Genomic DNA, 14,799 nt, shown 5'->3' on the forward strand with positions numbered 1-14,799 from the left:
CAGCGGTAACACACGGCTGCGTTCATGGGTTGCTTTGCTGTCGGGTGTATTTCGGGATCGCGTTGCTCTGGGAGGTGCACGATGAAGAACGAGAGATGGACAGAGCCTGTCGAGGTCAATCTCGAGGCGAAGGGCAAAAGCGTTATCGCCGGCCCGTTCGAGGCACTGATGTTATTGACGGAAGGCTGGCCCAAAATTCGCGGATTGAGTTTCGTGAGAGCCAGAAGCGCCTGCCGCGCTGCGCTTGATGGACGCAAATCGCCGGAGGAAGCGCGAAAGTGCTTTACCGATGCGGTTTCCGAGATGCAGAAAAATCCGCACTGACCATATTCAGACGACAAATGGCCCCTCGAAAGGGGCCATTTTCATGCTTGCCATATTTCGTTCGATCTACATCCAGTAAGGTGCGACGCCGTAGTAGTCGTAAACCTTGCGGTCTCGCGCATGCAGCAGGTCATCATCGTCCAGGTTGGCGAAGTGAGGCGCATTTTCGATCTGCTCTTTGGTAAGATCGATGCGATAGCCATCAAGCTCTTCGTCATAATGGAGCTTTTCCCACGGCAGCGGATAATAGTCGTCGCCGATTCCGAAAAAGCCACCGAAGCTCAATACCGCGTAGGCGACACGGCCGCCGCGTTTTTCCAGAATGATCCGCTGGATCGAGCCGATATGCTTGCCATCGGCGCCATAGACGCGCGTGCCTTCAACCTTGTCGCTGGCGATCAGGCTCGGTGTGTCTTTGACGTAAGGGTCCTGCCCGGCACGGGGTTCTTGATGCAACATAACGTCTTTCCTCCTTGGATTTTCCTCGTGAGTATTACACTTGGTAAACCCCTCCACCGGAAATTCGTTCCGAAGCTTTTCGCGCGCTGCGGACTGAAGACGCGGATCAGGAGGCGCGGAAAAAGCCCTATTGGCGGATTTTTTGCCAGACGGAAGGAGAAACGCCGACCATTTTACGGAAGACGCGGGAAAAATGCGCCTGATCCGAAAACCCGGCTGCGATGGCGATGTCGGTCAGCGCCATGTCGGTTCGCATCATCAGGTCCTTGACCCGATCGATACGCGCCTGCATCTGCCATTGATGCGGCGGTACGCCTGTCGACGCCTTGAAGGCGTGGCTGAAATGGGATTGCGACAGGTTGGTGAGTTCTGCCAGTTCCTCCAGCCTTATCGACCGCAGGCAATGTTCGCGAATGTAATCGGTCGCCGCCCTCAACTGCCAGGAGGCCAGCTTGCTGCGTTTTTTGACCGGCTCCCGCTTCACCTTGAGGAAATCCGTCAATAGCGCCAGCACGAGGCTTTCGCCGTATAGATCGTGCAAAGGGTCTGGATTATCACATTCTGCGGCGATCAGCCGCGCAAGCACCAGCAGGCGCTCATCCTCGAACATCAGGTGCGGATCGAGCAACCCGTGCGGATCGAACCCCTGCACCAGCCGCGCCCCCAGCAATCCCGCATCGAAGTGCAGATCGAGATGGCGCACGAAGGAAACATTGCTGAGTTCCGCATGTACGTCCAGGTCGGCCGGTACGAAGGAAATGCGGTTCGCTTCGGATGACGCGTAATTGTCGCGGCGGCTACGATTCATCATGAACCGCCCATCATCCGTCCCATCCATATCAAGCAGGAAAACGAAACGCGGGTCCTTGCCGACATAGCGGCCACCCGCCTTCGATGCGCAACGCACGTCCCAGAGATCGGCGACGATGCCGTTCCACACCCGCGAGCGTGGGCCGCCGATGACGGCAAAGCCCTCGATCTCATTTTCCATCCGAACGCGGAAAGCCATGGCCTCTCGATCCCGCAAGGCGCAAAGGCGCCCCTATAAACATGATAAGATTATTCATATTTATAGGGGCAAACTATTTTCCCCGCAACTGCCAGCTACCCGTTACCACTTCTTGGAAAGCTTGAAGGTGATGGTGCGGCTGTCACCCCAGCCGCAAACCGAGACGCCGGCGCAACTCTTGACGTATTCCTTGTCGAAGACATTCGCAACGTTGACGGATGCCGTCCAGTCGTTCTTCTCGTAGCGGATCGCGGCATCGAAGACCGCAGCATCCGGAACACGCAGCGTGTTTGCCGCATCTGCCCAGGACTTGCCCTGATAACGCACGCCGCCGCCAATGCTGAGGCCTTCAAACGTATCATCGGTGAAGGCGTAATCCACCCAAAGCGACGCGGTGTGAGCAGGCACGATCCACGGCGATTTGCCGATCAGGTTAGGATTGGCGTCCTTGGTGATATCGAGATCGGTATAGGAATAGGAGGCGATGGTTTTCCAGTTGTCGGTGAGATTGGCCTTCGCCTCCAGCTCAAAGCCGGTGGACTCCACCTGTCCGAACTGGCCGCTCGTCGTTACGCCGCCGGCGGTATAGGAAACGATGGCGTTGTCCTTCACAAGCTTGAAGACAGAGGCGGTGATGCTGCCATCGAAGAAGGTCGGCTCGTATTTGATACCGGCCTCGAACTGATGTCCTTCCTCGGGTACGGCGGAGCTGCCATCCGCAAGTGTATCGATGAGCGGATTGAAGAAGGTGGCCGCCGAGACATAGGGCGTCAGGCCATTGTCGAATTCATAGGCAAGACCGGCGCGACCGCTCAGCGCATCGTCATTTGAGCGGCGAGACACACCCGCTGGCAGCCTGTTGTTCAGTTCGGTATCGACGTAATCGTAGCGCCCGTTCAGCGTTACCAGCCAGCCATCGCCGAAACGCAGCTGATCCTGTGCATAGATGCCGATCTGCTGCTGCGTCACGACGTTATTGGCGTAGACGAAATTCGTTCCCTGCGTCGAACCATAGACCGGTTTGAGCGCACCGATCGCATTCGATCCGCAGCACGCCTGCACCTGATCCAGCTTGTAGTATTTATAATCGAGACCGAAGAGCAGCGAATGGCTGACAGCACCGGTATCGAACTGGCCTTCGACGCGGTTGTCGACGCCGAAACTGTCGACCTTCGACAGGCCGTCATAACCAAAGCGGGTCAGCATATAGTCATTGGTGGTGGCATCGAGGATTGGCTGGCCATTGGCGTCAGTATTGGCCCAGCCGCCCGCATAGGGTCCGGTTTCATGCTTGTAGAGGTGGCCGTAGCGTGCGTTCTGGCTGATCTTCCAGCCATTGTCGAATTCGTGGCTGACTTCGTAACCCACCATGGACTGGTAGACGCGACCATTGTCGATATCAGGCTCGCCATAAAAGGCCTTGCGGTCGAGCTTGCCGAAAGGTGCGTCAACCACAGTGCCTACATAGGGCAGGAAGCCATTGCCGACATGGACCTGATCCAGCGCCGAGAAATAGCCGTAGAGCGTGGCACTGGTCTGAGCATCCGGCTCGAAGGTGATCTGCGGCATGATGAAGCCACGCAGATCCTCGGAGTAGTCGGTGTAATTATCGCCGCCCGAGACCTTGCCAGTGACGCGGTATTTCCACACACCCTCACCATCGATCTTGTCGCCGAGATCGAAACCGAAGAAAGCATTGCCGAAATTGTTGATGCCGATTTCCGTTTCGCGGACCGGCTCATCCTGCGGGCGCTTGCGAACCATCTGCACGATGCCGCCGGGATTGGCGCCGCCGTAGAGCACCGAAGCCGGTCCCTTCAGCACCTCCACCCGCTCCAAACCATAGGCATCCATCTGGAAACCGCCGAAACCGTAGCTGAACAGGTTCAGCCCATCCAGAAACACGCCGGTCTGGGTTGCCTGGAAACCGCGAATGTAAAACCAGTCCGTATCCGGATCGGTGCCGAAAGGTTCCGCCGTTACGCCGGGCGTGTAGCGCAGTACCTCGTCGATCTTGGTCACGACACCGCGGTCATCCATTTCCTTGCGGCCGACGACCGATACGGACTGAGGAATGTCCTTCGTTTCCGTCTCAGTTTTCGAACCCGTCGCGCTTTTCTTCGCAACGTACCCCCGGACCGGACCAGTGGCGTTTTCCGCGCCCTGCCCCTCGACGGTAATCTCACGCAGGACGGTCGTCTGCTGTGCGTGACCTACCAATGGCGCCATCAAAACAATGGCAGCCGTTCCCAAAGCCAGGCGGCCCAAAAACATCTCATGCAAATTTTTCAAGATATGCCCCGAAACAGATCACGGCCGACGTTTATATACGGCAGGCCGCAGCACCTCAATTAAGCTGAGTATTTACATCAGGATTAAGGCCGGATGCTTGTCGTTTTCTGGGGAGATTTGAAGCTTATTGGCTTCTCGCACAGTTTTGCGCCTGTCATTTATGGTGCAGGCGTCAGCTCTTGCGCCGCCCGATCCTTGCAAGCTGCATGACCGGCAGGATGCCGACGACGACAATCGCCAGTGCCGCAATCGACGCTTCCTCATAGGTGCCACGCGCCGCCTCACCGTAAAGATGGGTCGCGAAAGTCTCGAAATTCAGCGGCCGTAACAGGAGTGTGGCGGGAAGTTCCTTGACGCAATCGACGAAGATCAGCAAGGCGGCGGCGGCCAGCGATGCCTTTGAAAGCGGCAGATGGATCTGTCTGAATGTCTGTGTTGCGGATCGTCCCAGTGTTCGCGAGGCGTGATCGAAGGATTGCGGGATACGACTCAGGCCGGCATCGACGCCGCCAGCCGCAATGGTGAGGAACCGCGCCGAATAGGCGTAAATCAGGGCCGCACCGCTGCCGATGAAAATGAGGCCGGTGGATATGCCGAACCAGTCGCGCATGGTCTGGTCGACAAACCGGTCGAAGCCGCCAAGCGCAATCAGCACACCTATGGCGATGACCGTGCCGGGGGCCGCGTAACCTACCGTGGAAAGCCGGTAGGACCAGAGCGAGAGGCGTCCCGGAGCAAGGCGCATCGCGTAAGCGACCGCAAGGCCGAGGACGAGGGTGATCGCCGTCGCCAGTCCGGCAAAGAGGATGGTATTCAGAGCCTCATCGGCAAAACGGGACGACAGTCCGCTGAACCGGAAACGCTTCCATGCCTCGGTGACGAGATAGCTTGCCGGCGCCACGAAGCCGATCAGAACCGGCAGGCTGCCGAGCGCAAAGGCACCGCAAGCTTTAAGACCGGTGAGACGCACAGGCTCCAGTTCCCTGCTTTTCTGCGCCGACACGGTATAACGCTGCTTGCGCCGCGCCCATCGTTCAAATGCCACGAGGGCAACCACGATGAATAACATGGAAAGCGCGATCTGCGCCGCACCGGGCAGGTCGGATTTCGTGACCCATGTGGTATAGACCGAAACGGTGAGTGTTCGGACACCAAGGAATTCCGATGCGCCGATATCGTTCAGCGCTTCCATCAGGGCAAGGCTGATGCCGACCGCGACGGCCGGGCGCGCCAAAGGCACCGCAACCTTGAAGAAAGCCGCGCGTCTGGAAACGCCAAGCGTGCGCGCCGCTTCAAGCAGGTTGCCCGCCTGCGTGAGGAACATGGCGCGCACGGGAATATAGACATAGGGAAACAGCACGAAACCGAGCAGGATGATGCAGCCCGTCATGGACCTTATGTCCGGCAGGCGGAATTCACGCGGGCTGGAATAGCCGAGCAGCCAGCGGATCGCCCCCTGCACCGGCCCGATCGGATGCAGGATATCGAGATAGGCGTAAGCGACGATATAGGTGGGCATGGCGAGTGGCAGCAGCAGCGCCCATTCCAGTATTTTGCGGCCGGGAAAATCATAGGCCGTAACCAGCCAGGCGGCAAATGTGCCGATAACACCGGCCAGCAACCCGACGCCGAGCATCAGAACGGCGGTATCCGGCAAAGCCGTCAAAATCACGCTGGAACCGAGATGGGACCACAGGCCATCAGACCCCTGCACCGCCTGTGAGACGAGTGCCAGAACCGGCAGCATGGCGCCACAGACCGCTGCCAGAGACAGGCTCAGCCACCAGAAGGAGGATGAAAACCTTGGTCTTGCGCGGGGCATCAATGGCTGGACGGCGTCTGGATTCATGAGCTTCTTGAAAATACAGGGAAGGCGCCCGCGGATGCGAACGCCTTCCAACTTGTTGTCGCCAATTGGCCTTTACTGGTCGAAACCGACCTTGTCGACCAGCTCGCTCGCCTGTTTGCGATGAGAGACGATCTCCGTCAGCGACTTGTTGTCAACCTTCAGGGTGCCGAAGGAGGCAACAATGTCGTTGAGTGCTGCGCCGTGCCTGACCGGATATTCGAAGTTGGCTTCGGCATAGATCTTCTGGGCTTCGTCCGAAACAAGGTATTCCAGAAGCTTGACGGCTTCGGCCTTGTTCGGAGCGTTCTTGGCAACAGCCGCACCGCTGATGTTGACCTGCGTGCCACCATTCTTGAACGTCGGCAGAACGACCTTGATCGCGTCGCCCCACTTCACCTGCTCCTCGCCGCCCTTGCCCGAGCGCATCAGGCCGACATAATAGGAGTTGGCGATGCCGATATCGCAAATGCCGCCGAGGATATCCTTGGCAACGTCACGGTCGCCGCCGCCTGCCTTGCGGGCCAGGTTTTCCTTGACGCCGGCAAGCCACTTTTCGGTGTCCGCTGCGCCATAGTGAGCGATGTAGTCGGCAAAGAGAGCCGTATTATAGGGATGCTGGCCGGCGCGAATGCAGATCTTGCCCTTCCACTTCGCATCTGCCAGGTCTTCATAGTTGAAGGAGGCAAGGTCTAGATCCTTCGCCGCATAGAGAACGCGGGCACGCATGGAAAGTGCGAACCAGTGGCCCTTGGCGTCGCGAAGTTCCGCCGGAATAGCCTTGTTCAGGGTTTCGGATTCAACCGGCTGAGTAACACCCTTTTCCGCGAGATCGACGAGATTGCCGGCATCCACCGTCATCAGCACGTCGGCAGGTGAGCTTGCGCCCTCGCTCAGAACGCGCTCTGCAAGGCCATCCTTGAGGAATACGGTGTTGACCTTGACACCGCTGGAGGCCGTGAAGGATTCCAGCAGGGGCTGGATCAGGGCCGGCTCTCTCGTGGTGTAGATGTTCAGTTCAGCAGCGCTGACTGATCCCGCTGCAAAAGTGACCGTGCTGGCAAGCAGGGCAAGTTTGGCAAATTTCGTCATGGTGTGTCTCCCTCTTCGATGGCGCAATATAGGGGGAGCAAACATCATACATGACGTATCAAATCAAGTTTTATTTGGCCGGTTTCAGACGGGTTTCTATCACCAACAGTTGAAAATGGAGCGAAAATAAACATGCAAATCCGCTCATTCAACTTCAGGTAAATATCAGGACACCCTTCGGATCGATGCCGAAGCGCACGGCCTTGGTCTTGGCGGGTGTGCGCTGCATCGTCCTGACGCGCAGGTCGGCTGGAAGGCCGGGAACGGCTATGCCGAGCTGTTCGATCTCGCCGAGGAACACACGACTTGATATCTCGCCGGCAATGCCGTCTTTCGCAGCGCTGCCCTCGATGATCGAAATCGCATTGGGGCGAACATAGGCGGTGGCGGCAAGACCTTCCGCCAGACCGGACGCATCGCCCAGAGGCCCGAGCGGCGTTTCCACCCGCCCCTCCCTCACCCTGCCCTCGATCTTGTTGAAGGCGCAGAAAAAATCGGCGGCGTAGCGGCTTTTGGGATGATCGTGGATTTCGTAGCCCGTGCCGCTCTGGATGATACGACCGCGCTGCATCAGCACCACACGATCGCCGGCGGAAAGCGCTTCTTCCGGATCATGGGTGACCATGATCGCCGTCGTGCCCAGTTGCCGCAGGACGCCCAGCGTTTCCTCGCGCACAGTGTCGCGCAATCCCCGGTCCAGATTGGAAAAGGGCTCATCCATCAACAGCAGGCCCGGTTGCGGGGCAAGGGCGCGGGCGAGGGCTACGCGCTGCTGCTCACCGCCCGAAAGCGTGTGCGGATAGCGCTTGGCCAACTCCTGCAGATGAACGTGCTCGATCATCTCCGCAGCGCGGCGGCGGGCCTCGGCCTTTGGCAATGACCTGAGACCAAACATCACATTCTGTTCGACGGTGAGATGCGGGAAGAGCGCATAATCCTGAAAGACGAAACCGATATTGCGCTTTTCCGGTTCCACGAAACCAGCCGGACCAGCAACGACTGCGCCATTCACACAAACGCTGCCATGATCCGGCGTTTCCACACCCGCTATAATGCGCAGCAGGGTCGATTTTCCACAGCCGGAACGTCCCACCAGACAAATGATTTCGCCGCGTTCGACGGTCAGATCGATATCGGACAATACATCCGTATCGCCGAATCTTTTTCCGACCGATTTCAGTTCAAGCGCTGCGTTGCCTGCCATTTCCAATCCTGCCCTGCTTTGCGAATTATGTTGATCGCTCAAATCAGGATTAAAGTCAAAAGGCGGGGGAAATAGGTTTCCACTCACGAGGTTGCGAGATGTTCGGCACGAATATTGACGTTTACGTTAGAGTTAAATAGGCTTTGCCGATACGATGGACGTCAGGTGATTAGACGTCTATCATTCGTCATCGGGGAGCGGAGGAGCAGTCGATCCGGTGACGCCACATGCGGTTCCCTCAATCCGGCCATTGCGCCGGTTGATTGGGGGTCTCATGATGATCAGGCAGCTTATAGCGCCTTTCATGCGTTCCATCGAACGCACGGCGCGACAGAGACTCTGGGAGGAGAAGCATGAGTGAATTGTCCCTGGGACATCCGGAAAATGTCAGCGCAGAGAAGCGCTGGCTGGCATCCTACCCGCCGGGCGTACCTTCCGAAATCCCCGCATCCGCCAATACCTCCCTTGTCGAACTTCTCGAAAAGAGCTGCGCGAAATTTGCCGACAGGAAGGCCTTTTCCAGCATGGGAAAGTCCCTGACCTACCGGGATCTGGATATTGAAACCCGCGCGGTGGCCGCATGGCTGCAATCCAGAGGGCTGGAAAAAGGCGACCGGGTTGCCGTGATGATGCCGAATATCCTGCAGAACCCCGTCGCCGTATACGGAATTTTGCGGGCAGGCATGATCGTGGTCAACGTCAATCCGCTCTATACGCCGCGCGAGCTGGAACACCAGCTGAAGGATTCCGGCTCAAAAGCGCTTTTCGTACTGGAGAATTTCGCCCATGTGGCGCAGCAGGCGGTGCCGAAAACCGCCGTCAGACATGTGGTCGTTGCGGCCATGGGTGATCTCCTCGGCCTCAAGGGACATATCGTCAATCTTGTGGTTCGCAAGGTGAAGAAACTGGTGCCGGCCTACGCTATTCCCGGCTCCATCAGCTTCAAGGCCGTGTTGAAGGAAGGTCAGGGTTTTTCCCTGAAGGCGGTCCGCCTCCTGCCGCAGGATATCGCATTCCTGCAATATACCGGCGGAACGACGGGCATTTCCAAAGGTGCGATCCTCACCCACGCCAATCTTCTGGCCAACAAGGCCCAGATCAGCCTGTGGCTGGATGCCGCTTTCACCCAACGCAAGGACCGTCCAGAAGTCCTCAACTTCATCTGCGCGCTGCCCCTGTGCCACATCTTTGCGCTGACGGTGAATTCGCTGATGGGCATTGCGCTTGGCGGCCATAACCTGCTGATCGCCAATCCACGCGATATTCCCGGCTTCGTGAAGGAGTTGTCGCATTATCGACCGCATATTTTTCCGGGTATCAATACGCTGTTCAACGCGCTGATGAACAATGAGGATTTCCGCAAGCTCGATCTGTCCTCGCTCATTCTCGTTCTCGGCGGCGGCATGGCGGTGCAGCGGCCGGTGGCCGAGCGTTGGCTTTCCATGGTCGGTTGCCCGATCGCCGAAGGTTACGGGCTATCGGAAACATCGCCCGTTGCCACCGTTAACAGACTCGATGCCACGGAATTCAGCGGCACCATCGGCCTGCCAATTTCCTCTACGGAAATCGACATTCGCGACGAGGAAGGCAAAAGCCTGCCGACCGGCGAGGTCGGCGAGATCTGCATTCGCGGGCCGCAGGTCATGGCCGGTTACTGGCAGAGGCCGGATGAAACCGCGAAAGCAATGACCGAAGACGGCTTCTTCCGTTCAGGCGACATGGGCTTCATGGACGAGCGCGGCTACACCAAGATCGTCGACCGCAAGAAGGACATGATCCTCGTTTCCGGTTTCAACGTCTATCCGAACGAGATCGAGGAAGTGGCCGCCAGCCATCCCGGCGTACTGGAATGCGCGGCAATCGGGGTTCCCGACGAACATTCCGGCGAGACCGTCAAGCTTTTCGTCGTCAAGAAGGATCAGTCGCTGACGGAAGCGGAACTCAAGGCCTTCTGCGCCAAAAGCCTGACAAACTACAAACGGCCGAAAATCATCGAGTTCCGAACGGAGCTGCCGAAATCGAACGTCGGCAAGATCTTGCGGCGTGAGTTGCGCAATCTGAACTGAAGGACGAGAGCCGGGTGACCGGCTCTTTTCTTTTCTCCCAGTCCATTTCTTTTACCGAAGTCGCCTTGATTTGGTCGCCTGAAAAAGAATAGTTTCCTCATCCTTCCAGGAAGCCGAGGAGCACGAGATGCAGGCCACCATCGAAAAACTGAAAGCAACGGCAAGCAGCACAGCCGCAACCGATCTGCGCGCTGCTTTTGCGGCCGACGACAAACGATTCAGCCGTTTCAGCGCCAAATTCGATGACCTGCTGATGGACTATTCCAAATGCGCTGTTAATGACGAAATCGTCACGCTTCTCGAACAGCTGGCGCGCGACGGTGGCGTCGAGGCAAAGCGCGAGGAGATGTTCTCCGGCAAGGCGATCAATTTCACCGAAGATCGTGCCGTGTTGCACACCGCACTACGCAATCGCTCCAACACGCCGGTTCTCGTTGACGGCAAGGATGTGATGCCGGATGTGAACGCCGTTCTTACCGCCATGGGCAAGTTTGCCGACGCCATTCGCTCCGGTTCCCTGAAAGGTGCGACCGGCAAGAAGATCACCGACATCATCAATATCGGTATCGGCGGCTCCGATCTCGGCCCCGTCATGGCGACGCTGGCGCTTGCGCCTTTCCATGATGGTCCGCGTGCGCATTTCGTCTCCAATATCGATGGCGCGCATATTGCCGACACGCTGAAGCTCGTTGATCCCGAGACCTCGCTCTTCATCGTCGCCTCCAAAACCTTCACCACAATCGAAACGATGACGAATGCCGCGACCGCGCGCCGTTTCATTGCCGAAAAGCTGGGTGAAGAGGCTGTGAAGCACCATTTCGCCGCCGTTTCGACAGCATTGGAAAAGGTTGCCGCCTTCGGCATCGAGAGCGATCGCATCTTCGGTTTCTGGGACTGGGTTGGCGGACGTTATTCGATCTGGTCGGCTATCGGCCTGCCGCTGATGATCGCCATCGGGCCGGAGAATTTCGGAAAGTTTCTGGATGGCGCGCATGCCATGGACAAGCACTTCCGCGAGGCGCCGATCCGTGAAAACCTGCCGATGCTGCTCGGTCTCATCGGATTTTATCACCGCAACGTGCTAAACTATTCCACACGGGCGATCCTGCCCTATGACCAGCGCCTGTCGCGTTTCCCTGCCTATCTGCAGCAACTCGACATGGAATCGAACGGCAAGGGCGTGACGATCGACGGGACACCTGTCGAAGGCCAGTCCGGCCCGGTCGTCTGGGGCGAACCCGGCACCAACGGCCAGCACGCCTTCTACCAGCTCATCCACCAGGGCACGAGCGTCATTCCGGCGGAATTCATGATCGCCGCCAACGGTTTCGAACCGGAACTGCGCCATCAGCACCAGCTTCTCATCGCCAATTGCCTGGCACAGTCGGAAGCTCTGATGAAGGGCCGCACGCTGGCCGAAGCGAAAGCCCAACTCACCTCCAAGGGCATGGAAGACAGCCAAGCCGATTTCATCGCGCCGCACCGCGTTTTCACCGGCAACCGCCCGTCCATTACCTTCGTCTACGACAAGCTGACGCCATTTGCGCTTGGCCGTCTGATCGCGCTCTACGAACACCGCGTCTTCGTGGAAGGCGTGCTGTTCCGCATCAACTCCTTCGACCAGTGGGGTGTGGAGCTTGGCAAGGAACTGGCAACCGGCCTGCTTCCCGTCGTTGAAGGCAAGGAAAGTGCAGCCGGCCATGACAGCTCGACACAGGGTCTGGTGAAAGCGCTGTCGGGACTGGCGGGGTAAAATCCTTGCTCCCTTGATAATTACGAAAGCCGGAAGGAAACTTCCGGCTTTTTCAATTCAGCATCGATGGAACGCCGATTGGAGGCACATATGGCACTGCGGCAAGGCAAGGATTTTCTGGCGTTTCATGACCTGCCTGAAGATGCGGTGCTGTCGATCATAGACCGTGCAGGCAGTCTGGCGCAGGACTGGTCAAAGGGCACGATGCCACAGCTGCTCAAGGGAAAACGCATCGGGCTGATCGTCGACGACACCGGTTGGCGCAACACCGCTGCCTTCGATCTCGGCATTCAGGCCATGGGCGGTATTTGTGTCACCGTCCCGATCAGCTTTAATGGTCGCGAAGAAATTGCCGACCTGGCGGGCTATCTCGACAACTGGTTCGATCTAGTCATTATCCGCACGAAAGAACTCTCGACCCTCCGGGCGCTTGCGGGCGAAATGCGCGCACCCGTCATCAACGCGCGGACCAAGTCCAATCATCCCTGCGAGACGCTTGGCGATCTTGCCCACATCAAAAGCTTGAGAGGCCGGGTCGACGGTCTCAAGATCGTCGGCGTCGCGCCGGATGCCAATATTTTGCGCTCGTGGGTCGAGGCCTCGATTTCCCTGCCAATTCAGGTCGCACAAGTTTACCCCGAACAATGGCACGTCACCGATGCTGCGCTCATCAACCCGAATTTCCGGGCCAGCTCTGATATGGCGGAGTTGCTCGACGCGGATGTGGTCATTACCGATTCCTGGCCCGCCGGTTCGGATCATATCCTGATCGACTACCGCATATCCGCATCCCTTCTCGACAGGATGCAGCCCGAGGTGATCTTTTTACCCTGCCCACCGGTCGCCCGTGGTCAGGAAGTGACGGCAGATGCAATGACCCATCCGGCCTGTCAAAGCCGGCCCGCAAAGGCATTTCTTCTGCACGCGCAGAATGCTCTGATGGAATTTCTCCTCGCCTGAGACGGCGCCGGTCGCCTCAGATATACAGCGCCGCCATCTTGCGCCAGGGGCCTGCCCGATGGGCACGTCCCTCCCAGACATGCAACTGATGCCCTATCTGCTTGTCGTTAAGAACCCGGCTCAGGTGATGATTGTTGTCCAAAAACGGATCGGCATCGCCGATGGTGAAAACCATGTCGATGCGGCGGAGGTTTTCAAGCCGCCAGCCGCAGGCGAGGTCCGGCAGAAAGTGGCTCGGCATGTGGAAATAGACATCGTCATCGTAGTAACCGTCGAACAGATCGCCGAAGGTTTCCACCTTCATCGTCAGATCGTAGCGGCCGGAAAAGGCGACGAGCTTGCGGAAAAGATGTGGGTGACGAAAGACGAGGCTGGCGGCCTGAAACGCGCCGAGACTGCAGCCCTGCACGATGGTATCACCATGCGGGTTTTTCTTAGCCATCAGCGGCAGCACTTCATTGAGAATATAATCTTCGAAGGCGGCATGGCGGCGAATGCGCTCGGCCGGGTGATTATAGGCCGCATAAAAGGTCTCTTTGGCCAGCCCCTCGATACAATAGAGCTGAAGATAGCCGGCCTCCACTTTATCGGCCAGACTGTCGACAAGGCCAAGTTCCTCATATTCGAAGAAGCGCCCGTCGCGTGTGGGAAACATCAGCACCTTGGCGCCAGAATGACCGAATATCAACAGCTCCATATCACGATGAAGCCTTTGACTATACCAGCGGAGATATTCGCGTTTCATGGCACCTTGAAAAACTGTCTGACCTTGTCCCTGTGGACCGCATCTTGGGATGCACTGTCAGCGTATTCGAAATGTCCCGCGTCTAGGATGAAGATTTCATTAAATTTTGAGAACGGCAGGGCATTGGCAACCGCAAACTGGCACGGCGGCGCCACCGCCGGATCGAACAGGGCGGGCGCGACCAGCATCGGCACTTTTATGCGGGAAGCCGCAGAAGCGGCATCGAACAGACGCAGCATTTCCAGCACATTGGCATGGGTCTTCTGATAGGTCTGGACCGCATCCGCGCTGCCGACGGTCGGCAGCGTCAGCCAGAACGGCCGGTGTCCGAATGTGGGTACGACCAGATGGCCCCGGTCAATGCGCGCATCATATGGTATCGCCAAAGCCCCAATCCCGCCCCCGAAGCTGATGCCGCTGTAGCCCACCTGCCCCTCCAGCCATGGATAGAGCGTGACGAGCGTGGAGACGGCGATCCACAGATCATCGACACAGCCACCGATGATGTAGTCGTCTTTTCTGTCGATGTTGTAGAGGACATGAAGGGCCGGGTCAGACGAAATCGGCGGACAGGCGCTTAGCGAAAGCCCGCGAAAACAGGGAAACAGCACGGCCGTTTCTTCAACCGGCACATCGAAATCGGGCTCTCCCCGCCCGCCATAACCATGGCCGACAACAAGTCCGCGCCGCACCTGTCCTTTGCGCGGCAGAAGCATCCATCCACCGATGCGGAAGCCGCCGGTGGATGTGTATGAGATATCGAGAACATGCCAGCGGGGATGGCTGAGTTTGCTCTTGCGCAGCACCGGTCGCGGATCCGTGGCCAGCGCGCGGCGATAACGCTTCTTCCAGAAATCATCAAAGCCCGGCGGCGCCTCAGGCGGGATAATGGCCAGCAACTGCTCGCGCCGCATGCCATAGGTCGGGTCGAAATCGAAAGGATGGGTTGTTGGAACGCTCATGCGATGCTTGTTTCGTGAAAGACCGGCCGACACAAGCTTCTTGATATCCAAATATCGGTTTTTTACGACCCTGGCCCAGGCAGGAGT

12 protein-coding genes are annotated in these 14,799 nt (G+C 57.9%); 4 read left to right on the forward strand and 8 right to left on the reverse strand.

Features of this window, described 5'->3' with window-relative positions; translation table 11 throughout:
* The first annotated feature begins 81 nt into the window (after window positions 1-81).
* Complete coding sequence (locus ACQZ6D_RS15660) at window positions 82-324, forward strand: DUF982 domain-containing protein (RefSeq protein WP_003514896.1); 243 nt, start codon at window positions 82-84, stop codon at window positions 322-324.
* Between the two features lie 66 nt (window positions 325-390).
* On the opposite strand, the gene ACQZ6D_RS15665 is transcribed toward ACQZ6D_RS15660, so the two are convergent.
* From ACQZ6D_RS15665 to ACQZ6D_RS15690, 6 genes are all read right to left on the reverse strand, one after another.
* Window positions 391-783 (reverse strand): PRC-barrel domain-containing protein, encoded by a 393-nt coding sequence (locus ACQZ6D_RS15665; RefSeq protein ID WP_003514894.1) that lies wholly within the window; start codon window positions 781-783, stop codon window positions 391-393.
* A 127-nt stretch (window positions 784-910) separates the two neighbouring features.
* The gene (locus ACQZ6D_RS15670; protein ID WP_003514892.1) at window positions 911-1,792 is read right to left on the reverse strand and encodes a helix-turn-helix transcriptional regulator; all 882 of its coding nucleotides are present in this window, start codon (window positions 1,790-1,792) and stop codon (window positions 911-913) included.
* 102 nt (window positions 1,793-1,894) lie between these two features.
* The gene (locus ACQZ6D_RS15675; RefSeq protein ID WP_083211594.1) at window positions 1,895-4,084 is read right to left on the reverse strand and encodes a TonB-dependent siderophore receptor; all 2,190 of its coding nucleotides are present in this window, start codon (window positions 4,082-4,084) and stop codon (window positions 1,895-1,897) included.
* Between the two features lie 172 nt (window positions 4,085-4,256).
* A complete protein-coding gene (locus ACQZ6D_RS15680) occupies window positions 4,257-5,933 on the reverse strand; it encodes an ABC transporter permease (RefSeq protein ID WP_373465143.1) in 1,677 nt (558 codons plus the stop codon).
* Window positions 5,934-6,005: 72 nt separating this feature from the next.
* Entirely contained in the window at window positions 6,006-7,022 is a 1,017-nt protein-coding gene (locus ACQZ6D_RS15685; protein ID WP_448729819.1) for an extracellular solute-binding protein, read from the reverse strand.
* Window positions 7,023-7,176: 154 nt separating this feature from the next.
* A complete protein-coding gene (locus ACQZ6D_RS15690) occupies window positions 7,177-8,226 on the reverse strand; it encodes an ABC transporter ATP-binding protein (RefSeq protein ID WP_111790142.1) in 1,050 nt (349 codons plus the stop codon).
* Between the two features lie 353 nt (window positions 8,227-8,579).
* Here ACQZ6D_RS15690 and ACQZ6D_RS15695 point away from each other — a divergent pair, with 353 nt between their 5' ends.
* The 3 genes from ACQZ6D_RS15695 (at window position 8,580) to ACQZ6D_RS15705 (ending at window position 13,005) form a co-directional block, all read left to right on the forward strand.
* Window positions 8,580-10,292: a long-chain fatty acid--CoA ligase gene (locus ACQZ6D_RS15695; protein WP_003514883.1), complete on the forward strand. Its 1,713-nt coding sequence runs from the start codon at window positions 8,580-8,582 to the stop codon at window positions 10,290-10,292.
* 127 nt (window positions 10,293-10,419) lie between these two features.
* Window positions 10,420-12,045 carry a glucose-6-phosphate isomerase gene (gene pgi, locus ACQZ6D_RS15700; protein ID WP_038489735.1) on the forward strand — a complete coding sequence of 542 codons (1,626 nt, stop codon included), beginning with the start codon at window positions 10,420-10,422 and terminating at the stop codon, window positions 12,043-12,045.
* Window positions 12,046-12,135: 90 nt separating this feature from the next.
* Window positions 12,136-13,005: an ornithine carbamoyltransferase gene (locus ACQZ6D_RS15705; RefSeq protein WP_019564396.1), complete on the forward strand. Its 870-nt coding sequence runs from the start codon at window positions 12,136-12,138 to the stop codon at window positions 13,003-13,005.
* Window positions 13,006-13,021: 16 nt separating this feature from the next.
* Here the strand turns inward: ACQZ6D_RS15705 and ACQZ6D_RS15710 are convergent, their stop codons facing one another.
* Together ACQZ6D_RS15710 and ACQZ6D_RS15715 are read right to left on the reverse strand one after the other, a co-directional pair.
* Entirely contained in the window at window positions 13,022-13,750 is a 729-nt protein-coding gene (locus tag ACQZ6D_RS15710; protein WP_448729820.1) for an esterase family protein, read from the reverse strand.
* Entirely contained in the window at window positions 13,747-14,712 is a 966-nt protein-coding gene (locus tag ACQZ6D_RS15715; RefSeq protein ID WP_065661600.1) for an acetylxylan esterase, read from the reverse strand. Before ACQZ6D_RS15715 ends, ACQZ6D_RS15710 begins: the two co-directional genes overlap by 4 nt.
* Window positions 14,713-14,799: the final 87 nt, after the last annotated feature.

Source organism: Agrobacterium sp. 22-3639C2, assembly GCF_053522105.1.

Coding starts and splice junctions, on each gene's coding strand:
- ACQZ6D_RS15715 (WP_065661600.1), bottom strand. CDS start 14,712: ATGAGCGTTCCAACAACCCATCCTTTCGATTTCGACCCGACCTATGGC.
- ACQZ6D_RS15710 (WP_448729820.1), bottom strand. CDS start 13,750: ATGAAACGCGAATATCTCCGCTGGTATAGTCAAAGGCTTCATCGTGAT.
- ACQZ6D_RS15685 (WP_448729819.1), bottom strand. CDS start 7,022: ATGACGAAATTTGCCAAACTTGCCCTGCTTGCCAGCACGGTCACTTTT.
- ACQZ6D_RS15670 (WP_003514892.1), bottom strand. CDS start 1,792: ATGGCTTTCCGCGTTCGGATGGAAAATGAGATCGAGGGCTTTGCCGTC.
- pgi (WP_038489735.1), top strand. CDS start 10,420: ATGCAGGCCACCATCGAAAAACTGAAAGCAACGGCAAGCAGCACAGCC.
- ACQZ6D_RS15705 (WP_019564396.1), top strand. CDS start 12,136: ATGGCACTGCGGCAAGGCAAGGATTTTCTGGCGTTTCATGACCTGCCT.
- ACQZ6D_RS15690 (WP_111790142.1), bottom strand. CDS start 8,226: ATGGCAGGCAACGCAGCGCTTGAACTGAAATCGGTCGGAAAAAGATTC.
- ACQZ6D_RS15680 (WP_373465143.1), bottom strand. CDS start 5,933: ATGAATCCAGACGCCGTCCAGCCATTGATGCCCCGCGCAAGACCAAGG.
- ACQZ6D_RS15660 (WP_003514896.1), top strand. CDS start 82: ATGAAGAACGAGAGATGGACAGAGCCTGTCGAGGTCAATCTCGAGGCG.
- ACQZ6D_RS15695 (WP_003514883.1), top strand. CDS start 8,580: ATGAGTGAATTGTCCCTGGGACATCCGGAAAATGTCAGCGCAGAGAAG.
- ACQZ6D_RS15665 (WP_003514894.1), bottom strand. CDS start 783: ATGTTGCATCAAGAACCCCGTGCCGGGCAGGACCCTTACGTCAAAGAC.